The 25,126-nt window shown below is 49.9% G+C and carries 16 protein-coding genes; 10 read left to right on the plus strand and 6 right to left on the minus strand.

Annotated features, from left to right (window positions below; translation table 11 throughout):
* The first annotated feature begins 10 nt into the window (after positions 1-10).
* From EHT25_RS07945 to EHT25_RS07975, 7 genes are all read left to right on the plus strand, one after another.
* A complete protein-coding gene (locus tag EHT25_RS07945; protein WP_229311466.1) occupies positions 11-1,993 on the plus strand; it encodes a M23 family metallopeptidase in 1,983 nt (660 codons plus the stop codon).
* Between the two features lie 66 nt (positions 1,994-2,059).
* The gene (gene bcp / locus EHT25_RS07950; protein WP_124873022.1) at positions 2,060-2,509 is read left to right on the plus strand and encodes a thioredoxin-dependent thiol peroxidase; all 450 of its coding nucleotides are present in this window, start codon (positions 2,060-2,062) and stop codon (positions 2,507-2,509) included.
* A gap of 74 nt (positions 2,510-2,583) precedes the next feature.
* A complete protein-coding gene (locus tag EHT25_RS07955) occupies positions 2,584-3,441 on the plus strand; it encodes a transketolase (protein WP_124873024.1) in 858 nt (285 codons plus the stop codon).
* Positions 3,442-3,455: 14 nt separating this feature from the next.
* Complete coding sequence (locus tag EHT25_RS07960) at positions 3,456-4,412, plus strand: transketolase family protein (protein WP_124873027.1); 957 nt, start codon at positions 3,456-3,458, stop codon at positions 4,410-4,412.
* 119 nt (positions 4,413-4,531) lie between these two features.
* Positions 4,532-5,092: an RNA polymerase sigma factor gene (locus tag EHT25_RS07965; protein ID WP_124873029.1), complete on the plus strand. Its 561-nt coding sequence runs from the start codon at positions 4,532-4,534 to the stop codon at positions 5,090-5,092.
* Positions 5,093-5,136: 44 nt separating this feature from the next.
* The gene (locus EHT25_RS07970; RefSeq protein ID WP_124873031.1) at positions 5,137-5,586 is read left to right on the plus strand and encodes a hypothetical protein; all 450 of its coding nucleotides are present in this window, start codon (positions 5,137-5,139) and stop codon (positions 5,584-5,586) included.
* Positions 5,587-5,775: 189 nt separating this feature from the next.
* Entirely contained in the window at positions 5,776-6,186 is a 411-nt protein-coding gene (locus EHT25_RS07975) for a hypothetical protein (RefSeq protein WP_124873033.1), read from the plus strand.
* A gap of 64 nt (positions 6,187-6,250) precedes the next feature.
* On the opposite strand, the gene EHT25_RS07980 is transcribed toward EHT25_RS07975, so the two are convergent.
* From EHT25_RS07980 to EHT25_RS07990, 3 genes are read right to left on the minus strand one after another with little or no spacing between them, the layout of a single operon-like run.
* Positions 6,251-7,498, minus strand: coding sequence for an adenylate/guanylate cyclase domain-containing protein (locus EHT25_RS07980; protein WP_124873035.1), 1,248 nt, complete (start codon positions 7,496-7,498; stop codon positions 6,251-6,253).
* A 4-nt stretch (positions 7,499-7,502) separates the two neighbouring features.
* A complete protein-coding gene (locus tag EHT25_RS07985) occupies positions 7,503-8,183 on the minus strand; it encodes a DUF6989 domain-containing protein (RefSeq protein WP_124873037.1) in 681 nt (226 codons plus the stop codon).
* Positions 8,180-9,916 carry a hydroxysqualene dehydroxylase gene (locus tag EHT25_RS07990; RefSeq protein WP_124873039.1) on the minus strand — a complete coding sequence of 579 codons (1,737 nt, stop codon included), beginning with the start codon at positions 9,914-9,916 and terminating at the stop codon, positions 8,180-8,182. The genes EHT25_RS07985 and EHT25_RS07990 overlap by 4 nt, the downstream gene beginning before the upstream one ends.
* A gap of 227 nt (positions 9,917-10,143) precedes the next feature.
* On the opposite strand from EHT25_RS07990, the gene EHT25_RS07995 reads away from it, so the two are divergent.
* Positions 10,144-10,737 (plus strand): HD domain-containing protein, encoded by a 594-nt coding sequence (locus EHT25_RS07995; protein WP_124873041.1) that lies wholly within the window; start codon positions 10,144-10,146, stop codon positions 10,735-10,737.
* Here the strand turns inward: EHT25_RS07995 and EHT25_RS08000 are convergent.
* A complete protein-coding gene (locus EHT25_RS08000) occupies positions 10,718-13,963 on the minus strand; it encodes a cyclic nucleotide-binding domain-containing protein (RefSeq protein ID WP_124873043.1) in 3,246 nt (1,081 codons plus the stop codon). The genes EHT25_RS07995 and EHT25_RS08000 overlap by 20 nt on opposite strands.
* An 86-nt stretch (positions 13,964-14,049) precedes the next feature.
* Between EHT25_RS08000 and EHT25_RS08005 the strand changes: the two genes are divergently transcribed.
* Positions 14,050-17,487 carry a methylmalonyl-CoA mutase family protein gene (locus tag EHT25_RS08005; RefSeq protein ID WP_124873045.1) on the plus strand — a complete coding sequence of 1,146 codons (3,438 nt, stop codon included), beginning with the start codon at positions 14,050-14,052 and terminating at the stop codon, positions 17,485-17,487.
* A 15-nt stretch (positions 17,488-17,502) separates the two neighbouring features.
* Here EHT25_RS08005 and EHT25_RS08010 read toward each other — a convergent pair whose 3' ends face one another.
* Positions 17,503-19,959, minus strand: coding sequence for a carboxylesterase family protein (locus tag EHT25_RS08010; protein ID WP_124873047.1), 2,457 nt, complete (start codon positions 19,957-19,959; stop codon positions 17,503-17,505).
* Positions 19,960-19,987: 28 nt separating this feature from the next.
* Positions 19,988-21,427: an alpha-L-fucosidase gene (locus tag EHT25_RS08015; RefSeq protein WP_124873049.1), complete on the minus strand. Its 1,440-nt coding sequence runs from the start codon at positions 21,425-21,427 to the stop codon at positions 19,988-19,990.
* A 597-nt stretch (positions 21,428-22,024) separates the two neighbouring features.
* Here EHT25_RS08015 and EHT25_RS08020 point away from each other — a divergent pair.
* Complete coding sequence (locus EHT25_RS08020; RefSeq protein ID WP_229311467.1) at positions 22,025-25,117, plus strand: SusC/RagA family TonB-linked outer membrane protein; 3,093 nt, start codon at positions 22,025-22,027, stop codon at positions 25,115-25,117.
* Positions 25,118-25,126: the final 9 nt, after the last annotated feature.

The following is a 25,126-nucleotide window of genomic DNA, read 5'->3' on the forward strand; positions in this document are numbered from 1 at the left end:
GGTAGAAATCGTGAGAAAAAAGCGGGTAAGTATTGGTTTAGTCGGTTTTCTGCTACTTATTCGTTTAGTAGGCTTCGGACAGGCAACCCCCGACAAAGAAATTCTGAAAGCCGTTCAGCCCGGTTATTTCTTGTTTCCCATCATGCCCGGTGAAGCCAATTCGCTCTCGGGCGGTTTAGGCGACCTCCGACCCAACCACTTCCACGCCGGTATCGATATCCGAACTGCCCAACGGGAAGGATTAGACGTTTATGCGGCCGCCGATGGGTACGTTTCGCGCATTGCGGTTTTTACGGGCGGTTACGGCAATGTCATTTTTATTAAACATCCCAATGGTTTAACGACGGTTTACGGCCACCTAAAAACCCTGAACGACACGCTGGGACGGTTTTTGCGGGCTGAACAATACAAAAAGCAAACGTTTGAAATTGATCTGCGCCCGCAACCGAATCAGTTTCCGGTAAAAAAAGGAGAAATCATTGCGCTGTCGGGCAATACCGGTGGTTCAGGTGGCCCGCACCTGCACTTCGAAATTCGCGACGCCAAAAACAATTTACTGAATCCGCTTCTGTTTGGTTTTCAGGAAATTGAAGATGAACTGCCGCCGTTTTTTGAACGGATTGCCTTGCAGCCTTTGACGCCTGCCTCCCGCGTAAATGGACAGGCCAGCCGAATTGCCTTAACGCCGACGCGCAAGCCCAATGGCGATTATGTTCTGACGCAACCCGTTTCGGCCAACGGTTTGATCGGACTGGAAGTCTTAGGCCACGACCGAACCAGTGGATCGCCGTTCAAAAATGGCTTAACCTGCATCGAAATCCAGTTGGATAATCGGGAAGTGTTTGCTTACAACATGAACAATTTCCCGAATGAGGAAACCCGGTTCATCAATCTTCACATGAATTACAGCGTTGAACAACTGACAGGCCAACGGTTTCACCGGTGTTACCTTGCCGACGGAAATACGCTGAATCTATACCGATATGATGGCAAACGCGGGAAATTACCACTTTTCGACGGTCAGCCACACGAGGTCAGCATTACATTATACGACTGTTTTCAACACGCCAGCACCTTACGGTTTACGGTGAACCCCGAAATAGCAAGCGAGACCGTTGCCAAACTGATACCAAGCAAATTGCCCACCGCTCTTTTTACTTCGGTGGAAGAAAATACCCTGATCATTCGGGCGCGGAATTTTCCGACGACCTCCGCCCCAATTGCTCAATTGTTCATGAGCGGAGCGGCTTTGGAAATACCGGTTAGCTATGTTCGCGGCAATGAAGCCAGCTACGTCATCGATTTACAAAAGCAGTTGCCGGATTCGGTCAAAATCGGAAAAACCGTTCAGGCATTGAATTTCAAAAAACGGATTGTTCCGGGTCAGGAAACTACCTACCGGGATTCGTCCGTTACAATTACATTCCGACCGGAAACCTTGTACGACACGCTTCATCTGGCGGTTTCAAGTTCCGGTAATCGCTTGACGATCAATCAGGGAACGGTGGCTATGAACGATTATTTTGAAGTAAATTTTGCTCCTACGGAACCGCTGGAAAACCGGCAGAAATCGCAGGTCTATCTGGTGAATGGCGGAGGCCGATCATACGTTGGCGGTTTTTGGAAAGGCGACCGGTTTTTATTCAAAGCCCGTCAATTGGGTACGTTTCAGCTTTTGACCGACCTGAATCCGCCGACGGTGAAGATCTTACGGAAAGATTATCAGGTATTGGTGGCGACGGTTCGGGACGATTTGTCAGGCATCGACACGGTTCGGGCCATGGTGAACGGCGAGTGGATTTTGATGCAATATGATTATAAAAAAGCGTTGATCTGGTCGGATAAGCTCGATCCGGCCAAACCGTTTGAAGGATCTGTGGTGTTAGAAGTGAAAGACCGGGCCGGTAATCTGACGACTGTTACGGCGGTGCTTCCTCCGGCTCCACGCCCCATGATGGTGGATTCGGCGGCTATTCTGAACAAGGAAAATTAGGCTTTAGCGGACAATGTGCAAATTTTGCCGTTACTTGCTAATCCGAAGACTGTAAACCTAAAACTTATGTCTCTCCAAATCGGCGACGCGGCACCCGAATTCGAAACCCGCGACCAGAATGGCAACCCGATCCGGTTATCGGATTTCAAGGGTAAAAAAGTTGTGTTGTATTTTTACCCCAAAGACGACACGCCCGGTTGTACGGCCGAAGCCTGCAATCTCCGGGACAACTACAATTACCTGTTAAAAGCAGGTTATGAAGTCCTCGGTGTCAGTGTCGATGATGAAAAGTCGCACCAAAAATTCATCAAAAAATTCAACTTGCCGTTTGCTTTGCTGGCCGATACGGATCACAAATTGGTGGAAGCCTATGATGTCTGGCACGAAAAGTCGATGTTTGGCAAAAATTACATGGGCATCGTTCGGACCACTTTTATTATCGACGAAAACGGGATCATTTCCGACATTATCACCAAAGTCGATAACGAAAATCACACGGAGCAGATTTTAAAATAGAAGTTAGATTAGAGCCAAGAGCGAATAGACTTTTTTAGGTCTAGTTTCTCTTGTCTTACCTCTTTTGTCTCATCATGGAAATCCAACAATTACAACACATTGCTACGCAGGTTCGGCGCGATATTGTCCGGATGGTTCACGCCGTAAATTCGGGTCACCCCGGTGGTTCGCTGGGCTGTACGGACCTTTTGGTTGCACTCTATTTTGACGTCATGCATCTGAAACGCGACGAGCAGGGCGCGGCTATTTTTGATATGAATGCCACCGACGAAGACCTTTTCTTCCTGTCGAACGGGCACATTTCCCCGGTTTTTTACAGCGTGCTGGCGCGCAGCGGTTACTTCCCGGTTTCGGAACTGGCGACGTTTCGGAAACTCGACAGCCGGTTACAGGGCCACCCCGCCACCGCCGAGCATTTGCCCGGCATACGGATCGCTTCGGGTTCGTTGGGGCAAGGGTTATCGGTAGCCTGCGGTGCGGCTTTTGCCAAACGCCTGAACGGCGACGACAAGCACGTTTACGTGTTGATGGGCGATGGCGAACAGCAGGAAGGCCAGATTTGGGAAGCGGCTACGTTTGCCCCCCACCACAAGCTCGGCAACCTGACGGCCATCATCGACTTCAACGGCCAGCAAATCGACGGGCCGACCAATCTGGTGATGAACAACCGGGACCTGGGTGCGAAATACCGGGCCTTCGGCTGGAACGTTACGGAGATGAAGGGCAACGACATGAGTGATATCATCAAAACGCTGCACGAGTCGAAAAATGATCCGGAAGTGCCAACCCTGATTCTGATGGAAACCGAGATGGGCTTCGGCGTCGATTTCATGATGGGAAGCCACAAATGGCACGGTGTCGCTCCGAACGACGAGCAACTCGCCGTAGCCCTGAATCAATTGCCCATCACTGCCGGAATGTCTGACTATTGACCACTGAACTTAGTATGAAAAAATATACATACACCGAGAAAAAAGACACGCGTTCCGGTTTTGGCGCGGGTATTCTGGAACTGGGCCGCACCAACCCGAACGTGGTGGCACTGACCGCCGACCTGGCCGGGTCGCTCAAACTGGAAGGATTTATCAAGGAATTCCCGGAACGCTACGTGCAGTGCGGGATTTCGGAAGCCAACATGATCGGCGTTTCAGCCGGGCTAACGATTGGCGGCAAAATTCCATTTGCGACCTCCTTTGCCAACTTTGCAACCGGACGGGTTTATGACCAGATCCGTCAGTCGGTTTGCTATTCCAATAAAAACGTCAAAATCTGCGCGTCACACGCCGGTTTGACATTGGGCGAAGACGGCGCGACCCACCAGATTCTGGAGGACATCGGCATGATGAAAATGCTGCCGAACATGACCGTCATCAACCCCTGCGACTTCAACCAGACCAAAGCGGCCACCATCGCCATCGCGGATTACGAAGGACCGGTTTACCTGCGGTTTGGCCGTCCGGTGGTGCCGATTTTCACCCCCGCCGATCAGAAGTTTGAAATTGGCAAAGCGATTGTTCTGAACGAAGGGCCGGACGTCTCCATTTTTGCGACGGGTCACCTGGTTTGGGAAGCCATTAAAGCCGGTGAAATGCTGGCTGAACAAGGGATTGAAGCGGATATTATCAACATTCACACGATAAAACCGTTTGATGAAGAGGCCGTCCTCGCGTCGGTGCGCAAAACGCGCTGTGCGGTGTCAGCCGAAGAACATCAATTGAACGGCGGTTTGGGCGATAGCGTAGCGCAGGCACTGGCCCGGAATTTTCCCGCTCCGCTCGAAATGATCGGCGTACACGATAGTTTCGGCGAAAGCGGTACACCCGATCAGTTGATGAAAAAATACGGCCTGACTGCCGAAAAAATTGTTGAAGCAGCCCTGCGGGCCAAGTCCCGCGTTGTTTGATGCTTATGGTTTGTAGTTTATGGTTTACGGTTTACGGTTTATAGTTGAGCAGGACGTATCAAACTATAAACGATAACCATAAACCATAAACCGTAAACCGTAAACCATAAACTAACCCAATGACTGACGAAGAACTCCTGCAAAAATACCGCGATCCGCAAAGCCGGAATTATGCCTTTAATCTGATGGTGCGGCAGTACCAGCAGAAAATTTACTGGCATATCCGGAAGATGGTCATCGACCACGATGATGCGGACGATCTGGTGCAGGAGACCTTTATCAAAGTCTGGAATTCCTTGGAGAACTTCCGTGGTGATTCGCAGCTTTATACCTGGATTTACCGGATTGCGACCAACGAATGTCTGAATTTTCTGAATAAAAAACGGCGTCGGTTTTTCCTGCCCATCGGAGACGTGGAAGGAGAATTAATGGAAAAACTGGAAAGTAATTCGGATTACGTCACCTCAGGTTCCGATCCGTCGGGCGAGGAGATTCAGATGAAGCTGCAAAAAGCGTTGCTAAAATTGCCTGATAAACAACGGCTTGTCTTCAACATGAAATACTTCGATGATATGAAATATGAAGAAATTTCCGAAATTACGGGAACGTCGGTCGGTGCCTTAAAAGCATCGTACCACCTGGCTGTTAAAAAAATTGAAGATTATCTGAATGGGAATTAAACCCGGTACAGGCTTGCTTGTCAAACCGTTGTGCTTATAAGACAATGGAACCGAAAAAACCAATACGACTTGACGAATTAGACCGGCAACATCCACTTCGGCAGTTGCCGTTTACGACGCCGGAAGCCTATTTCGACACACTTCCGTCGCGGATACAAGCCGAAACCGCCCGCCGATCACATCGTTTTACGATTAGCTGGTCGTGGCAGCGATCGGTTGCTACAGTGGCCGGTGCCGGTTTGGTAGCTGCACTGGTCTGGTTCACGTACCCGCAGAAACAGGATTCGCTGGAACCGGAATTGCTGAGCAACGTCAGTACGGAATCCGTGCTGGAATACCTGCAGGATCAGGATATTTATCTGGAGGATTATTCCGACATGATCAAGACGCACGATATGCCGAACGATTCGACCCTGATTCATGAACTGCACGTCTCGCCGGAGTCGATTCAGCAAATGATTGAGGAAGATGCGGCCGGGACTGCAACCATTTGAGTAGTTCAACGGTAGTTAAGGGGGTAAGTAGTCTGTCGGAGCGCTCCGGTTTATGGTTGAAGTAAACCTTTTTTTGAGTTGAAGTACGCTTTTGCTTAAACGATAAACCGCTCCGCTTCGGCGGGGCAATCCCGCACTCTAAACCCGTTTTACTGGATAATGACCGAATCTTTACTTTTAAAAATTGATATGAAATCGTTCACCCGCTTACTGGTTTTGTTCGTTGGCCTGATGTTTACCCTTCCGGCGCTTGCCCAGAACCCGGATCGTCAGAAAATAGAAAGTGCGAAGATTGGCCTGATTACGAATCGCCTGAATCTGACGCCTGAGCAAGCTCCGCAGTTCTGGCCGATTTATAACGAATACAGCGATAAACGTCGGGATATTTCCCGGCAGCTTCGTCAGTCCAACAAACCGGGTGGCAATTCGGCCATCAGCGAACTGAACGAATCGGTCGAATTGAAACAAAAACTGGTTGATCTGGAGAAAGAATACAACTCCCGGTTTTTGAAGGTTATTTCGGCCCAACAGCTTCAGGAGTTGCACAACACCGAGCGCATGTTCAACAAGATGCTGATGGATCAGCTCCGGGGAAATTAACAATCCAATTTTTTGCTATACTACCTATTTTGACAAGCCCGGCCAGATTGGCCGGGCTTTGTATTTATTCTTCCACGAAATACATATCGATCTTGCCTTTGTTCTTCGCTTCTATTTTCCCGCGATGTTGACAGCGAAAATGGTCTTTGATGTGTTCATAAGTCGTTCCCGACACATTCACTTTGCCCACTTCGCCGTGCTGCTCCATCCGGGCTGCGGTATTAACCGTATCTCCCCAAATATCGTAAGCAAACTTTTTAAGACCCACAATACCGGCGACAACCGAACCGGAATGAATACCGATCCGAAAGTCGAAGTAATGATTATTGACGGCAATGCGTTCAAGCCGAATCGTTTCCATAAAAGCCCGGATTTCGAGCGCTGCCTGCACCACTTCCCGGGCATTGTCGCCATAGGGAACCGGTAAACCACCCGCGCACAGATACGCATCCCCAATGGTTTTGATTTTCTCGATGCGGTATTTACTGATAATGTTATCGAAAGACCGGAAATAAAAATCTATTTCATTGACCAGCGCTTCCGGCGTCATGTCTTCACCGTGGGTCGTAAAATTCTGAATATCAATAAATAAAACCGTTACCAGATCGAAAAGCTGCGGAATCGATTTACCGTTTTGCATAATTTCTTCGGCAATTTCAGACGGCAGAATGTTCAGCAACAGCTCATCAGATCGTTTTTTTTCCGCAGCAAGCTGCTGGTTTTTAGCTTTCAGCTGATTCAAAGCTGTATTTTTCCCGTTTTCAAAAACCAGAACTATTACGAAGCAAATAATGATCAGCCCAATTAAGGTGCTGGCGCTAAAACTCAGTTCCCAGCTCGTATCATAAAACTTGGTCAATTCGATGCCGTTGGCGGCCATGAGCCATAAGATCAATGAAAACAGGCAGTTGTAAATCAGGCAAATGGTCGCATTGCGTTTTCCGGCTACCAATAATATTACCATTGGCGACGAAATCAGCCAGGGGTGCGCCGGTGAATACGCTCCTCCGCTGAACAAAATAACGCTGTGAACCGTGAGTGCCCCGACCAGGCTATAGCCGTTGGCGACCCATTGAAAAGGTTTGGTACGGAGCTGATAGAGCAAAACAAAGTACAGCACGCCAAACAGAATCATCCCGACAATACCGGGAACAAACGAGATGCGGATCGAATCCAGTGAATAGTAAAACGCAAAGACACCCGTTATGAAACAGGTGTAAGCCAGCAACTTATAGCGTCTTAAATTGACTTCATCGGCGAAGGCTTCAGGTGGGATGAACTTGTAAATGTATTCCTGGAGTCGCTCAATCATCGCCCTATCGAAACAAATTGTAGCAGATTACGTACGACAGCCAGATCCAGGCTCCCTGAGCGATCCCCAAACCAATGGCGGAGGACCAGCCGACCCGGTTATTGATTTGTCGGAAAAACAGCGGTAATAGCGTACAAATTAAGCCTTCGCCCGTGATGATGTACAAGGGCGCGCTCCCGACCATCTGACAGTGAATATAATACCACCAACCCGCGTCTTTCGCCCAATGTTCCATCAGTGGAATGATCAACAGGCCCATCAATGCGGCTGCAAATACCGCCAGACGCATTGATTTCCAGCCGCTAACCAGCCAGCTCAGGTAACCAATCTGAACCAGAATCACCGCCCAGGCAAATGGCATGTACATCGGCGACCGGATCAGCATGGGCTCGTCGTTCGGATAAATCAGTGTCCCGGTGCTGTCGACCAGCCACCAGTCGGCCAGGAGTTCTCCCAATCCCGCAACCAAACCGAAAACCATCAGCTTTCGCAGAAAACCATCGGAATACCACCACGTAAAAAGGCCCATCAGCCCATAAGTTCCGTAGGCCAGCCAGGCTGCCGACTTCCAGCCCAGGTGGTAGCGATCACTCACGATGCCAACGCCCAGCACCAGCGCCAGTGTCAGCAGGATGAAATAGGTTCGGATTCGTTGATTCTGTTGAGTAACCGGTACCGAGATCATAGAAAGGGTCGTTTAACAACCTGACGTGTTTTTTGAATGATAGCATTCAATTTTGCCACCGTCTGAACGGTTTTGGGCACATTGGGATTCCAGCACAATCCCCGCTGGTAGCGGATTTTGTCCAGCCACCGAAAGGGCAGCAACAGAAAGGGTTCGTGCAAATCCCACAAGGTGCAGAGTGGCGCATTGGAGCCCGAACGTTTGATGATGTTGTTGACGGCCCGGCGAGCGGCCTCGTTGGCTCCTTCCATCGATGCCAGGTCCGTAAAGGTTTTCACGTAATCCGATGCCAGAAACAGGTTCGGAATCCCCGTGTACGAGTTCGGTCGCAAATCCCACGTATTGGTGAGATTTACCAGCAGTTTTTCCGTATTTTCAACCGTTTTGCCGTTTTTTTCAACTATATCAGAATCAATGTAATACGTGACAATGGATTGATCATGCAGAATGACTTTCCCTTCGACGTTGAAACTGCGCTTCAACTGCGCCCAGACTTCTTCCTTGATTTCGGTAAACGAACATTGCTGAGCGGTTTTATTGTAGAGAATGCCGGGCGTTTCCCAATCCGAAACGTCAACTGACAAAACCGTTTTCACGGCCCCATCGCCGTATTTACTGATATCGAAATCGGCCCAGAACTGAAGCTGGGAAATGGCCGTCAACGCCCAGGGCGTATCGACACAAATGATGTGCCCGTCGATGATATTCACCTCGTCGGACAAATAGAACTGAATGCCATTCATCCAGTCGACGTTGTTGGCCAGGGTAACGATATTGGTCAGGCAGGCATCCTTATACAACATATTTTCGTTCACCAGCGGAGCCATGGCTTCGACTGGCAGCGCCGAGAGGTAAAAATCTCCCCGAACGGTTTTTCGGCTCCCGTTTGCGTCTTCCAAAACCACACCCGTAATGGTCTGCTTATCGCACACAAACTCAACCAGTTCCTGCCCTTTCTCGTACCGAACCCCTTTCTGGACAAGGTAATCATACCAGGGATTGAGCCATACATCGTTGGTGGGGCCGTTCAGTACCCGATCGACCTGAATTTCCGGATTCAACAAATCGAAAACGAGCTGAATCAGAATATCGCCCCCGGTTTTTGTACTGGCTTTTCGGGCTTTAGCCGCCACCAGCGTTCGGGTTAATCCATTGACAAATAAAGCTTTATAAGCATCGCTATGTTCATCGGCATCCGTAAATTCCCACCAGCCAATACTTTCGTAATCATCCAGTCGACGGGTTTTACAACTCGTCATAAGTTGCCACAGGCGATGGGCCATCAGCTTGGCTTCGCCCGGTTTCAATCCGGTATGCGTATGGAACAGATCGTTGTAGATAATCTCCAGATCGGCTAAAGAGGTGGGAAACCGGCTTAAAGCGATGATGGGTGCCTGGTCGAACCGGGCCATCATCATTTTGTTGCTCTGCACCAGATTATCAAAAACGCCCCGTTTGTTTACCTTCCCGGTTTTCGGGTTCTTGAACGGAATGCGCTTCATGGTATCGGTTACGTGCCGGTAGAATCCCGGAAAAAACCGGAAACCGTGTTCGCCGGGCAGTGGCAGTCGTCCGGCTTTGCCCGAATCGGGAACGTTTACACTACGCGCCTTGCCCCCAACATACTCGGGTTTCTTTTCATACACTTCGACCGTAAACCCACGCTCGATCAGTTCATGGGCGGCACTCATGCCCGCTACTCCTCCGCCGAGAATAATAACCTTTGGACTCATAGCTTCGAAAATAATTTGGATTTAGGAGGATAGGAAGGCATATTTATTGGAAAAAATCCAAGCCAGGCTTAAAAATATTTCTTCGCCATAAGATAATCCAAAATTTGTTCGTTTGCCATATAATAGTAACTTTTCGTCAATATCCGGGCAACAGTTGACAACCGAATGGATTTGTAGTACGTTTGATTCTGAACACCCTATTATTTTATACCGTACTGGCCTTACTGATGAATCTCCGGAAAGCTGAGGAGTTTATCCTTACCAAATTAAAGCGCGATCTATCGCCAACCCTCTTTTACCACGGGCTTCACCATACGCTGGATGTTGTCGAAGTGGTTTCACAGTTGGCTCAGGCGGAGAACGTTACGGACCCGGATTCATTACTGCTACTGCAAACGGCCGCGTTGTACCACGATTGTGGTTTTATTACGACCTACCAGGGTCACGAAGCGGAAGGGTGTCGGTATGCCCGCGAAACATTGCCCCAATTTGGGTACGGAGCTGAACAGATCGAGCAGATTTGCGGAATGATTATGGCAACCAAAATACCGCAAAGCCCGCAAAACCTGCTGGAAGAAATTCTATGTGACGCCGATCTGGATTACCTGGGACGGTCCGACTTCGAACCGATCGCGAACACGCTTTTTGAAGAATTAAAAGAACGCAACTTTGTGCGCGACGAATCTTCCTGGAACCGGATTCAGGTAAGTTTTCTGGGGAGTCATCATTACTGGACCAAAACCGCTACCGAATCCCGGCAGGCCAACAAGCAGGAACGCCTGGAAGTACTGAAGGAAATTGTCAGCCATTACTCGGTATAACCGACATGGTTTGAATTTTCTCGTTTTGCAAGCGGATGCGCTGGCACAGAATCCGCATCATGTTGCGCAGCACCTCTTCCCGCTCTTCCATCAGATCATAGAAATCTTCGTGGTCGATCCGAAACAGCACCACATCGGAAGCTACGATGGCCGAAGCCGACCGGGGTTCGGTGTCGAGCAGCGCCAGTTCGCCGAACACATCTCCCCGACCAAATTGGGCCAGACGCTGCTGACGATCATAAATATCGACCGCTCCCGAATAAATGACAAACATGCAATTCCCGATTTCACCCTTCTGAAAAATAGTCTGGCCTTCTTCATACGTGACCTCCTTCATGATTGGCGCAATGGTACTCAGGATATTTTCGGGAGTATCGGCAAATAAGCGGGTGTTTTTCAAAACAATAACCCGCTCAAAATCAGAGATATGGGCTTCGGTTGGCTTCATGGTCTGAATAGAAATCATTGGATGGTCGGCCAGGAGCCGGTCATACCATTCGGAGTGATGTTCCTTAACTAGTTGTAAAACCGCATCGGCACTTTCGCTGAGCAATTGAACCGGATGGTGGAGATAATTGGCGAGCAAACGCGTATTGGGCATCGAACGGGGTGTCCAGCGACGCAATGCGACACTGATCGTCCAGGCTGAAAACATGGTTTCTCCCTGGTGCAGAATAAAGGTCAACAGCGGTTCCTGGGAATGGAAAGGTTCCAGTTGCATATCCACCAACCGAACTTTCTCGCTCACCGGTATATCATCCAATAGAGCCTGCAAACACTGGTACACCACGCGGGGAATCAGGTTGTCGAGCATTTCCAGCGCATTCGCCCGACGCTCGCGCGAGGCATGATCAATCCCCGTGCGCACGCTCGCAATCACGTCACGATCGTACAACTGCATGAGCAGGAAAAAAATTCGTTGCAGCAACAGATCGATTTCGTAATCCAGACAGGCTAGTAATTCCTTATCGGTTTTGTGCAAACTGCCGTGGAGCAACCGTTGCGCCAGTTTTAATTCATCCTGTAAAATCCGGTGATAAACGTCTGACTGAGTGGTCCGTATTCCAAAATGACTTAATGCTTTCAACGCTACCATCCGTATAGACAAATCGGTTTTGCTCACGAGTTTTGTCAACAACTGATGGCTTTCCGGCGATTTGATTTTACCGCAAACGCCCGCAATCCGGCGAATCAGAACAACATCCTCTGACATTTGAATGGCATCATCCAGAAACGGTAATGCCGCCTGCTGCATATCGACCAGGCTACGGGCTGCGGTGCGCCAGTACAATTTGTCGGACAACAAGCTAACCAGTTGACGGGTCAACTCGGGATTCTGCAAAACCGCAATCGTCCGGATGGCCGCGTTAACGACCCCCGAATCGTCGCTTTTCAACGAGTCCGTAACCAGTTCTTTGTATTGGACCAATTGAAGGCCACGCATCATCTCGAGAACGGCAATGCGGTCGGTAACATCGTCCGATTTACTCAACTCCTCAAAGCTTTCCGTGGCCTGTTGACCAAATTTGCGGTTTTGGAAACTTCCCCAAATTATTCCTTTTCGAATCGTCAAGTCAGAATGATTCAGCAAATCCGTCACCAGTTTGGCATCGGCTTTCGGCAAGCCGCCGTATAATCGGCTGGCCAGCGCCCGAATCGGCGGCTCGGAATCATGCAGGGCGAGATGGTATACCAGCGGGGCATCGACGGCCACTTTTAATTCGGTAAAAGTCTCCAACGCAAACCGGCGTACCTGAAAATCAGGATGTTTCAATAAGTCCGTAGCAACATCAGTGAGTTTGTGCGGATGATGGGTTTTCAACCAGTCGATGGCGTTGATCACCTCTTCGATTCGGGCACTTTCCAGATTGGCCAGCACCAGATTCAGCACTTCTTCGGGAGCAGCCAGTTCGTTTGTTTCCAGAAACCGCCGGCTCAACGCCGACTTCAATTCGTTCAGGTAGTTCTGGTATGTCCGCCGAAGAAGTACGAAAGCGATTAAAGTACCTCCACCCATCCAGATAAACAGCACCCATTCATTCAGTTCCGGGTAAGCATGAAACGCATAAATCATGACCCCGGCCAGCGCCATTCCCAGCGGTTCGTAAAATCCTTTGACCAGCGTATGTCCGAAAAGCCGCTGATGGGCTGTCAGTGGCTGAAATAAAACCAGAAAAACCGGATCGAACAAAGATCGACGCATGACCTCAAATGTGAGGTACAGCGCACAATAGTACAATAGCCAGGTTGATTCACTCACATCCAGCGCCCAAACCACCCAGAAAACCAGTCCCCCCACCAAAGCTGTTGTGGGCAGCAAAAGCAGCGAGCGCCGAATCCCGAGCCGATCCAGTGCCTGTCCCGAAATAATGACCTTCACAACCATAGCAATTAAGTACGTGAGTGCCAATACTTTACTCAAATACTGTAGCAGCGAGGTTGTCGAATGAATTTTATACTTGACGTTGATAAAAAAAGCATATTCGACGCTGGCGGCAACCGTGGCAACGGCCACCAGACTTAAACACATGGAAGTAATCAAATGGCTATTGCCAAATAATTGTTCGACAATGCGCGACTGATTGGGTTGACGAACGCGCGCAGCACTGTGCGTCGTATGAATATCGTGGGAATAATAGGTGAGCCGCAGAATATAGATTGCCGCCAGAAAAGAACCAAAGGCAATGATCAGCAGGAAAAACATGTCGGTGTGCGCGTGGACCAGAGCCGCCAGAATGGCCCCCATTGCTTTGGCGGGCATGTCGCCAGAACTGATCACACTGAACAACCGCTTGCTTTGCCGGACATCGAACACCACCGCCGAAACGCCCCAGAACTCCAGATTCGTCAACAGGTAGATTAGCCGAAAACCGACCATGATGGCAATGGACGACCAGACCGAATGTCCGGCTAATACGAGCACATCAATGATAAACGTCAGAACAATAACCGCCCACAACACCCGAACCGCCAGACTCCGCAGTGCCAGATGATGCTCGTAATGAGTATATATCTTCCCAACCAGCATCATCGCAATGGCCGAGCCTATGTAAGCGATCGGCAGGCTGGTTTCGGGATGATTTTCGAGTAGAATAACATTGGCCGAAACATAGACCAGGATCGTTCCAATGCCAAGAAAGAAATTATGTAAGAAAAATAACCAGACTGTTCGAACTTCATGATGACGGACACCAATCGAACGGTAGAACTTTTGCGCTGGCGACATGCCGGTTTTTAACTTGCTAATGACAATCAATAATACTGCTTTTCCGCCATTCTGCCTACTTTTACGTAACAATTTGCAATTTGATCATGGTATCACAACATAAGATAGAACCGTATCAGCCCCAAAGTCACATTCGGATCGTTACGGCGGCTTCGCTGTTCGACGGACACGATGCCGCCATCAACATCATGCGCCGGATTATGCAGGCGTCCGGTGCGGAGGTCATTCACCTGGGCCACAACCGATCAGTAGCCGAAATTGTCGACTGTGCCATTCAGGAAGATGTGCAGGGAATCGCTATCACCTCGTATCAGGGCGGCCACATCGAGTTTTTCAAATACATGATCGACCTGCTGCGGGAACGGAATGCCGCCCACATCAAGGTTTTTGGCGGGGGCGGTGGTACCATTTTACCCCAGGAAATCCAGGAATTGCAGGCCTACGGGGTTACCCGGCTGTATTCACCGGATGATGGGCGAACCCTCGGATTGCAGGGAATGATCAATGATCTGCTGGAAAAATGCGATCAGGCACCGAATAGCTTGCCACAATTGAGCGCACTGAACGGTCATTTGAGTCAATTATCCCGAACTAAAGATGCCAAGCTGATCGGCCAACTGATTTCCGCTGCGGAAAATGAACCGCAGGTGTACGAAAAAACCGCTCCGTTCGTCCAGACGGCTCCAATTCCCAAAACCGTTCCCGTTCTCGGCATTACCGGAACCGGTGGAGCCGGTAAGTCATCGCTGGTGGACGAACTGGTTCGGCGATTTCTGGTGAATATTCCGGACAAAACCATTGCAATTATTTCCGTTGACCCATCGAAACGAAAAACCGGCGGGGCACTGCTCGGCGACCGCATTCGGATGAATGCCATCCACCCCGATCTGGCGGCTGGCCGGGTTTACATGCGCTCCCTGGCGACGCGACAGGCGAATCTGGCCCTGAGCAAAAATGTCCGGGATGCGATTGAAATCTGCCAGTTTGCCCAATTTGATCTGGTTATTATCGAAACCTCGGGCATCGGGCAGTCGGATACGGAAATCACCGAGCACTCAAATGTCAGTCTGTACGTCATGACGGCGGAATACGGCGCGGCCACGCAGCTGGAAAAAATCGACATGCTCGATTTTGCCGACGTCATCGCCATCAACAAATTTGATAAACGCGGTTCGCTGGATGCCTTGCGCGATGTCCGAAAACAATACCGCCGGAATCACAGCAGCAGTAATGCCGGAATCTGGGACGTATCCGACGAAGACCTCCCCATCTTCGGCACCATTGCATCGCAGTTCAACGACGGGGGAATGAACACGCTGTTTACGAAGTTGATGCAATTGATTCAGGAAAAAACCGGTACCGGTTTTCTGGATCACGCCATCGATAAAGCTCATTCGATTGCATCGAAGGCCATTATTCCCGCCGAGCGCGTTCGTTACTTAGCCGAAATTGTCGAAAACAGCGATCAGTACGACGCTTTTGTTACTGAGCAGGTTGCCATCGCCCGAAAAATGTACCAGTTGGATGGCGTTCTCCAAACCCTGTCAGCGCCGGGCCGTCGTACGGGTGAAACCCCTGACAGGGTTGCAACTTCGCTTAAAAGTATCTATGCGGATTTTGAGAACCGGCTTCACCACGATTGCCGGCGACTCCTCAAAGACTGGCCGGAACTAAAGCAGAAATACCGCGCCGACACGTATCAGTACCAGATTCGCGATAAAACGATCCATCAGAATCTGTTTTCGACCTCCTTATCCGGTTTGCGAATCCCAAAAATCAGCTTGCCGAAATACGAAGATTGGGGCGATATCCTGCGGTGGTTGCTGACCGAAAACGTTCCGGGGGAATTCCCGTATGCGGCCGGGGTATTTCCATTAAAACGCGAAGGCGAAGACCCGGCCCGGATGTTTGCGGGTGAAGGAGGGCCGGAACGCACCAACCGGCGGTTTCACTACGTTTCGCAAGGAATGCCCGCCAAACGCCTGTCGACGGCTTTTGATTCTGTGACACTTTACGGCGAAGATCCGGATTTCCGACCCGATATTTACGGAAAAATCGGCAATTCCGGCGTCAATATTTGCACGCTGGACGATGCCAAGAAACTCTATAGCGGTTTTAACCTCTGCGATCCGGCGACCTCGGTTTCCATGACCATCAACGGCCCTGCGCCCATGCTGCTCGGTTTTTTTCTGAATACCGCCATCGACCAGCAGTGCGAGCTGTGGCTGCGGCAGCAGGGAGCAGCAGGTGACGGATCAAAAACGGGCAATTCACCCGCGGCCCTGTCGCCCGCCCCTGCCTACAATGGCGAATTGCCGGACGGCAATACCGGTTTGGGATTGCTGTTGCTGGGAACAACCGGTGACAAAGTTCTCCCCAAGGACATTTACGAAAAAATCAAAGCGGATACACTCCGGCAAGTGCGGGGAACGGTTCAGGCGGATATTCTGAAGGAAGATCAGGCGCAAAATACCTGCATTTTTTCGACGGAATTTGCCTTGCGGATGATGGGCGATATTCAGCAGTATTTTACGGACAATCAGGTTCGCAACTTCTATTCCGTTTCCATTTCGGGTTATCACATTGCCGAAGCGGGTGCCAATCCGATTTCACAGCTGGCGTTCACCCTTTCCAACGGTTTTACGTTTGTTGAGTATTACCTCGCCCGCGGAATGCGCATCGACGACTTTGCCCCCAATCTCTCCTTCTTTTTCTCGAACGGAATGGACCCGGAATATTCGGTTTTGGGTCGTGTGGCGCGTCGAATCTGGGCGAAAGCCATGCGGTACAAATACAAAGGCAATGATCGTTCGCAGAAATTAAAATACCATATTCAGACTTCCGGCCGAAGTTTGCACGCGCAGGAAATTGCCTTCAACGACATCCGGACGACGCTTCAGGCTTTGCTGGCCTTGTCGGATAATTGCAACTCCCTGCATACCAATGCGTATGATGAAGCCATTACGACACCCACCGAAGAAAGCGTTCGGCGGGCAATGGCGATTCAGCTGATTATCAACAAGGAATTTGGTCTGGCCAAAAACGAAAACCCGTTGCAGGGTGCCTTCATCATTGAAGAACTTACCGATCTGGTCGAACAGGCGGTTTTGAACGAATTCCGCAGCCTGAACGAACGAGGGGGTGTATTGGGCGCGATGGAGCGAATGTACCAGCGCAGCAAAATTCAGGATGAGTCGATGGTGTACGAAATGCAGAAACACAATGGCACCCTTCCCATCGTCGGCGTAAATACCTTCCTGGACCCCAACGGTTCGCTTACCAGCACTCCGCAGGAAATCATTCGCTCGACCGACGACGAAAAACGGTTCGCCATTGAGTCCCGAAAGGCATTTCAGGAACGAAACCGGGAAGCGGCCAATGCGGTTTTGAAACAGGTCCAAAATACCGCACTGGCCAACGGAAACATATTCGAAGCGCTCATGGAAGCCACCAAAGTTTGCACCCTTGGCCAATTGTCACGGGCGTTATACGAAGTGGGCGGCCAATACCGTCGAAATATGTAAAGCACTACCTATTAGTTATTTTCCAACCATTTCACTGCTTTCCAGCTTCCAGTTGTTGTCGAAGAAACCGGCCTGCCGAACGCCTTTGATGCCCTCTTTGGCCATATCCAGACTAAAAATCATGAAATCCGGAAAACCGCTCCCGGCGGCAAAATACTGATTGGCATCGGCGGCTTTCAGACCCGGCAAACCGGTGCCGGATACCACCGCAACCGAAGTTTTGGGACTATCCGGTCGGGGCCAGCTAAAATACACGCTGACATCATTACCTGTAAACCGTTCATTGCCAACGCTTACCACGCCCCGACTTACCTGAATGGGGCTATCGGCCAACAGTTTGCTCCATGCCCGATTGGTCGTTGCATTGCCAAAAATCACCACGCCCCGATCGGCATACTGCGCCGGCGTGAATTCTTTATCCGGCACAATATCCACCGCACCGTTCCCGCGATAATACCAGGTTTCGGCATCGTACCGGGCTTTGTTGTAGGCCCATTCGTTTTCTTCAGCGGTTCCGGAAGTACCGTAAACGAACACCATCCGGTTGTTGAACGGTTCTTTGAAAGTGCCGTTGCGGTGCGCCCCTTTCTGAGTCAGGGCCGGTTTGGTGCCAATCTCCCATTGGGTATTCTTAATCAGGAAGAGTTTTTCTGCCGGATTAGACACCTGATACTGAATGGTTTTCAGACTATCCAACGTAATGGACACGGTTTGACCCGCGGCAAAATCGACCAGGTTCAGTGAAAGCAGCTCCACGTTCCCGGTTTTTCCCACAATCGTTCCGGCCTTTTTATCCCGCTTCAACTGAACACGGCTGTATTGCAGGGGATGTTCCTGTTGTTCAATCGAAACCCAGCGCATCGTCGACGAAATGGCGGGATTGGCGGTGGTAAAATCGATGGAATTGACGGCGCTGTCGGCCGCAATCCGGTGCCATTGGAAATAGTCGAACAGCGGTTTCCAGTCCACACTTTCGCTTCCGTACCAGTGCGAACCACCCGGATATTCGTAATGGGTAAAATCGGGGTGAAACGTGCCAAGCAGTTTGCGCATCTGACGGGCATATTCCACCGAAACCGTGCGGTCAGCATCGCCGTGCAAAATGTAAACCCCAAGCGGTTTATAATTGGAAGCCAGCGCGATCACGTTGCTCGGATTGCTCGAACGCAGCAATATTTTTTCCATCGCATTCCCACCTTCTTCCGGAATTTTCCCGTCGTGCGATCCGTATCCCGCCAGCGTTGGATAACCGGCACAGGGCGCAATCGCAGCCCAATTTCCGGGGAACGTCGCCCCCAGGTACCAGGTGCCGTGGCCCCCCATCGAATGACCTGTCAAATAAATCCGCTGCGGATCGGGTTTGTATTGTTTTTTGGCGATAACAAACACTTCCAGCGCATCCAGACGCCCCCAGTCTTCCCAGTTAAAACCGCGCGGACGACGGTTGGTAGGTGCCACCAAAACGCCCCAATCCTTTGGCTGATACGCCCGGGCCTGCCCACTGGCCTCAACGCCAGCCCCGTGAACCGACAGGAACATGGCAGGTGCCTTGCCATCCGGTTTGGCTTGTGGGGCAACCCCGAAATACTGGACGCTACCGTCAATGGCGCTGACGAAGGTCTGGCTGTAATGTTCACCCGGTCCGGCTACGTTCAATGTCAATTCGTTTTCATCAATCGGCTTTCCGGATTGCAGCAGACTGATCGCCACCTTGACGTCACCTTTTTGAGTAACCCCCGAAGCATCCATCCGAAAACCGACTTTTCGGATCGTCATGGGAGGCACCGTCGGCAGATCGGTCGTCAGGTCTTTACCAGCCAACCGGCTTTTCATTTTCAAACCGGTCAGTGCTTTGTTCGTTGTGTTGACGAGGACAACCGCACCCCAGAGTGGTTCGATCTGATTGCCTAAAACCACACTCGGTACGGTCGGGTCTTCAATTTTCAGGAAAACCGGTTTTTCCGGAAAAATCAGTTTGGTGGTCAAACCCTGGAATCGTGAAAACTGGGATGTACGGAGATATATTTCGTTTACTCCTTTTTTTAATGCCACCGGAATAACCAGCCAGCCGAGGGCATACGGATCTCCGGCGTGGGGTGCGCCATTGACATACACCATGTTATGGCCGGTTGCGTGCAGCAAAGCCACCTCATCGCGGTCGGCGGTGTAGGTCAAATACAAATAGCCATTGTTGAAATTCCGGCCCCGGAACTTGCCGTCTTTATCAGGAATCACCGTCTGCCAGCGCAGCGAATCGGTACTGGCTGCGGTCATTTCCTGCCCTTCGACCGGTTTTTTCAAATCCCCGCGGTACAAATGATAGGCCAGCAAATCCGTGTACAAGGCCTCCCGACCGTACTGATGACAGGGGCCGATCGCCAGACCGGAGGCAAAATGATGGATGCGTTGCGCCCGAATCGTCAGACACCCACTCAAAAAGAATAAACAACACAAAAGAACTCGATTTCTCATAGGGGCAGGCATTTCTTTCCTGATGTAATTAGGCAATCTTAAAAACCCAAACCGGTTTTCCGGCCAGTTGCTGACGCAGTTTTTCGGGTATACTCACTTCGATGCCCGTGCCAGTTTTCTTCCATTTTAGCGCTTGCTTCGTTCCCAGAATCATCAGCGTGGCTTTCGGTTGAGCAGGCGCAATGGGGAGCGTAACCAGCGCCGGAAGCATGGTTTCAGTTTCGGTCGCCAGGTAGGAGGCATAAGCGGTTTTTCCTTTCGACGTGAAGGCCCACTGGTTTTGCCGATATGGCGCCAGCGGTTTTGTTCCGTAAACAGACTCGCCATTGATTTGCATCCAGTCGCCGATTTCCTTCAGACGCGTATAGGCCTCTTCGTGCCACTCACCGTCCGGGCCAGGCGCGATGTTGAGCAGCAGATTGCCGTTTTTAGCCACAATATCGACCAGCGTCTGCACGAGTTTACGGGCTGGTTTGAAATTTTCTTTCGGAATATACGACCAGCTATCGCCCATCGTCAGGCAGGTTTCCCACGGAATCGGCATGTAATGATCGGGAATCTGCTGCTCCGGCGTCACGTAATTTTCAAACTCGCCCGATACCGTCCGGTCAACGACCAGCAGACCCGGCTGGTTTTGCCGCCCCATTCCGGCAATTCGGCCCATATCGACATCCTGACTGTAGGGAATCGTGCGTTGCCAGCTCACCGTCGAGTCAATTGTACTGGCCGGACGCACCCAGCCGCCATCCAGCCACAAAATATCCACTTTTCCGTAACCGGTCATCAATTCCTGAATCTGGTTGTAGGTGAAGTCCTGATACTTCTTCCACATGTCTGGGTACTTCTTCGGATCGTAGCTCACATTCCGGTCTTTGGGCGGAAAATACGGCCACCAGTACGAATCGACATTCCAATCCGGTTTTGAAAAATACGTTCCGACCATAAATCCTTCGCTCCGAAACGCACCCAGAATTTCTTTCGTGACATTGCTGCGCGGATTCGACGCAAACGGCGATTTTGCTCCCGTGATTTTGTAATCCGTTTGTTTGGAATCAAACATGCAGAAACCGTCGTGGTGCTTGGTCGTAAAAATCATGTATTTCATGCCAGCGGTTTTGGCAGCTGCAGCCCAGCGCTCGGGATTAAACCGGGTTGGATTGAATGTGGTTTGCAGATTTTCGTACGCCTTTTTGTAGCCAAACCAGTCGTTGGCGTACGGCCCCCGGCGCACACACCATCCTTCATCTTCCGGACAAAGCGACCAAGATTCGACGACGCCCCACTGGCTATACGTTCCCCAGTGCATCAGTAATCCGAATTTAATGTCCTGCCACTGGTTCAGTTTTTGCTTTACCAAACTATCTTTTGGCCAGACGTATTTACTGTGATTTTGTTCGGAATGCTGCTGGGCAATCGCTGATCCACTAAAAATTAATCCAAATACTAAACCAGTAAGGAAGTACTTCATTTCTATTTTTCTATTGGGTTGTATGAATTGAATACCCTATTGTCATTCAGCAGGTATAGCCGGGAAATGTTGCCGACTTCGACCGCTTAGCGGAATGATTCTCCCCTTCTCCATCCGCCATTCCCGGCGTTCTCCCAGGCACCAGATCCAAATGGTTTGCCGCTTGAGAGAGACCTTCGGGGCTCGTTATTGGGGGCATCAACGCTATTTGACGAATCAAGTTTTTAATTATTAATTGCCAATGTCCAATTTTTGACACCAAAATTAAAGAAATTAAAAAAATTTAAAAATTATCGCCTGCTTACTGTATTAATTGCCTAATAAAAGTAGTAGTTTGACAAAAAATTCGAAATTAATTGCTTGTAAGTGCCTTCATTACCCAATAACTTATTATAATAACCTAAAACGAACATTGCCTATGACACCACCGTGTACCCCATTCCCATCCCCCAAAAAAGGACCTCCCAAGTTAATACCCCATGGGTTTTTAGACGTTGAACATCTTTTCAGATGGATTGAACCTGCCGCAAAAATTTACTTAACCTCAAACAGTCAAAAATTATGAAAAGACAGCTAGAAGTAAAATGTCCGCTATGGATGAAACTTACGTTATATCAACTGGTCGTGTTTACGGCCTCCATTAGTGTAACGTTTGCCTCACCCGCGACGGCGAAGACCATTTTAAATCACAAAGTGAAGTCCGATGTTCTCGCAAAAACGGTTACCGGTAAAGTAAGCGACGAAAAAGGGGAAGCGATTCCGGGCTCTACGGTGGTTTTAAAAGGAGGTGGAGTTGGTACAACAACGGGATCAGATGGCCGGTATTCGATCCAGGTACCTGGCGATGAAGCCATTTTGGTTTTTTCCTCTATCGGCTTTACAACGAAAGAAGTGCCGGTTGGATCACAAACCGTAGTAAATGTGGTCCTGGAAGCCTCTTCTGCTCAGCTTGAAGAAGTCGTTGTGACCGCCCTGGGTGTCCAACGGGAAAAGAAAGCCCTGACTTATGCCACACAGCAACTGGGTGGTGACGAATTGCGACGGGCCTCCAACACCAACTTTGTTGATGCCCTTACGGGTAAGGCAGCAGGTCTGGACATCAAAATCAGTAGCTCGGGCGCTGGTGGTTCTACGCGGGCCGTCCTCCGGGGAAACAAATCGTTGCAGGGTTCCAGTGAGGCCCTTTATGTGATCGATGGTATCCCGATGGCCAACAACAAAGGCGGGCAGCCAGGCTCGTATGGTGGAACCGACGGTGGAGATGGTCTTTCAGCTATTAACCCCGGCGATATCGAGAGCATCAGCATATTGCGGGGAGCCAATGCGGCTATTCTCTATGGTAGTCAGGGGGCCAATGGCGTCATCCTGATTACAACCAAAAAAGGCAAAGAAGGCAAATTATCGGTCGACGTCAATGCCAGTGCAGTTGTCGAACAGGTATCCGGTCTTCCCAAGTTTCAATACCGGTATGGAACGGTGGGTGGCGATTACAGCTGGACACCGGTTGGAACAACGGTTGTTAAATCAGACAACTACCAGAAAGATTATATCAAAGATTTCTTTCAGACCGGTGTAACCTTTAACAACACGGTGGCAGTTACGGGCGGAAACGCAAAGACTAGTGTTTATTTCTCCTACGGTAATGTTTCCTCGAAAGGTGTACTGCCAACGAATACCTACACGAAACATAACTTTTCGTTCCGGCAAAGTACCAAAATGCTGAAAGACAAGATTACGTTAAGCTCTGGTATTATCCTGTCTTCGGAAGTATCCAAAAACCGCCCGGGTGCCGGTTATTATAACAACCCATTGACCGGTTTGTATCTGTTCGCCAGAGATCGCGACTTCAATAGCTACAAGAATAATTACGCTGTCTTCAATCCCGACCGGAACATGGACAAAATGAACTGGTATTCGACCGAAGAAAAGCAAAACAATCCGTACTGGGAAATTTACAAAGATCCGAAGCTACAGTCCAACAAACGGATTATTGCCAACGCCAAACTCGCTTATGATATTACGGAGAACCTTCGCTTTGAGGTACGTGGTAACATTGATTACAATAATGTGTTGGATGACAAGCGCTACGCGGCCGGCGGTAACTCAGTGAGTGTCAGCCCGAACGGCACCTGGTCTTACAACCGATACACGGATCAGTCGCTGTATACGGACGGTATTCTTACTTATACCAAGAGTTTTGGCAATTTCAGTGTGAATGCACTGGCGGGTCTTAGCTACCAGAAAAACACCTACTACGATGGCATAAGTGTGGGTAACGGTACGGTTTCACTGCAGTATCCCAACGTATTTACGTTTGCAAATATGCCCTACAACGTCATGTTCAACAACGACGGACGTTACAGCAATACCATCAAACAGGGTGCATTTGCCAACTTGTCTCTCGGGTTCAAAGACTTCCTGTTTCTGGATCTGGCGGGACGGAACGACTGGGCTTCTACCCTGGCGCTTACCGGTAACCAATCGTACTTTTACCCTTCTATCGGAGGATCTGCGGTCATCAGCCAGATGGTTAATTTACCCCAGGCCATTTCATTCCTGAAAGTAAGGGCTTCCTTCTCACAAACGGCGAACGAAGTACCCTACAACGTGGTGAATCCGCTGAACACGATCGGTGGTGCCGGTGGGCCAACGGGCATTGGTGGGATCAACCGAAACACGCAGGTACCGTTTACCAATCTGAAGCCTGAAAAAATCGTAGCCAACGAGTACGGTATTGAAGCCAAGTTTTTAAAGGGACGTCTGGGTGCTGATTTTACGCTATACAATGGTGTCAGTACCAACCAGTTCCTTTCCCTGGCGGCACCTTCGGGCTCGGGATACACGACCTATTATGTGAATGCGGGAAAAATCACGAACAAAGGATTTGAGTTTACCCTTACTGCCGAGCCTTTCCGTTCAAATCGTTTCAGCTGGAATACAGCGGTCAACGCGTCCCAGAACAAAAACAAGATTGTTGAATTGATCGCGTCCAATCCCAACTATCAGGTAGGTGGTGATAATGAAGGTTTTGCATCAATCATCAAAGCTGGCGGTTCGTTCAATGACGTGTACATCTATAAGTTTGCCCGCAACGATGCCGGACAGATCATTCTGGACAAAAACGGCGTTCCCACCAAAGCCGCTACGCAGACAATCGTAGGTAATGTGAACCCGAAGCTCATGCTGGGATGGACCAATAACTGGAGTTATGGTAACTTCTTCGCGAGCGCACTGGTTAGCGGGAAATTCGGCGGAGTTGCTTTCTCCAAAACCGAAGCATTCCTGGATTCCTACGGGGTAAGTGAACGAAGTGCTGCGGATCGGGATGCCGGAACGGTGGCCATCAACGCTGTTACACCCGAAGGGCTGGCGGTTACTTCCATTGCCCCCTACACGTATTATTCGGCGATCGGTGACCGAAATAAGATCATGGAACCGTACGTATTTTCAAGAACCAACGTTCGGTTAGGCCAGCTTGTCGTGGGCTACAACTTCAGATCCAAGGGCTCAAACCCGGTGTTTAAAGATGCTTCGGTGTCGCTCGTAGGCCGGAATTTGTTCTTCTTCTACAAAAAAGCACCTTTCGATCCGGAACAGGCAATGAGTACCAACAACTCCCTGCAATCCACTGACGTGTTTGGTATGCCATCCACCCGATCGTACGGGATTAACCTGAAGTTAACATTCTAAAATTTCTAA

This window comes from Larkinella rosea (assembly GCF_003858635.1).
Classification (GTDB): domain Bacteria; phylum Bacteroidota; class Bacteroidia; order Cytophagales; family Spirosomataceae; genus Larkinella; species Larkinella rosea.

Bases quoted from the DNA above. Each gene is read 5' to 3' on its own strand.
- EHT25_RS07995 (WP_124873041.1), top strand. From the start codon at position 10,144: ATGAATCTCCGGAAAGCTGAGGAGTTTATCCTTACCAAATTAAAGCGC.
- EHT25_RS07985 (WP_124873037.1), bottom strand. From the start codon at position 8,183: ATGATCTCGGTACCGGTTACTCAACAGAATCAACGAATCCGAACCTAT.
- EHT25_RS07980 (WP_124873035.1), bottom strand. From the start codon at position 7,498: ATGATTGAGCGACTCCAGGAATACATTTACAAGTTCATCCCACCTGAA.
- bcp (WP_124873022.1), top strand. From the start codon at position 2,060: ATGTCTCTCCAAATCGGCGACGCGGCACCCGAATTCGAAACCCGCGAC.
- EHT25_RS07965 (WP_124873029.1), top strand. From the start codon at position 4,532: ATGACTGACGAAGAACTCCTGCAAAAATACCGCGATCCGCAAAGCCGG.
- EHT25_RS07975 (WP_124873033.1), top strand. From the start codon at position 5,776: ATGAAATCGTTCACCCGCTTACTGGTTTTGTTCGTTGGCCTGATGTTT.
- EHT25_RS07990 (WP_124873039.1), bottom strand. From the start codon at position 9,916: ATGAGTCCAAAGGTTATTATTCTCGGCGGAGGAGTAGCGGGCATGAGT.
- EHT25_RS07955 (WP_124873024.1), top strand. From the start codon at position 2,584: ATGGAAATCCAACAATTACAACACATTGCTACGCAGGTTCGGCGCGAT.
- EHT25_RS08020 (WP_229311467.1), top strand. From the start codon at position 22,025: ATGAAACTTACGTTATATCAACTGGTCGTGTTTACGGCCTCCATTAGT.
- EHT25_RS08010 (WP_124873047.1), bottom strand. From the start codon at position 19,959: ATGAGAAATCGAGTTCTTTTGTGTTGTTTATTCTTTTTGAGTGGGTGT.
- EHT25_RS07970 (WP_124873031.1), top strand. From the start codon at position 5,137: ATGGAACCGAAAAAACCAATACGACTTGACGAATTAGACCGGCAACAT.
- EHT25_RS07960 (WP_124873027.1), top strand. From the start codon at position 3,456: ATGAAAAAATATACATACACCGAGAAAAAAGACACGCGTTCCGGTTTT.
- EHT25_RS08015 (WP_124873049.1), bottom strand. From the start codon at position 21,427: ATGAAGTACTTCCTTACTGGTTTAGTATTTGGATTAATTTTTAGTGGA.
- EHT25_RS08005 (WP_124873045.1), top strand. From the start codon at position 14,050: ATGGTATCACAACATAAGATAGAACCGTATCAGCCCCAAAGTCACATT.
- EHT25_RS08000 (WP_124873043.1), bottom strand. From the start codon at position 13,963: ATGTCGCCAGCGCAAAAGTTCTACCGTTCGATTGGTGTCCGTCATCAT.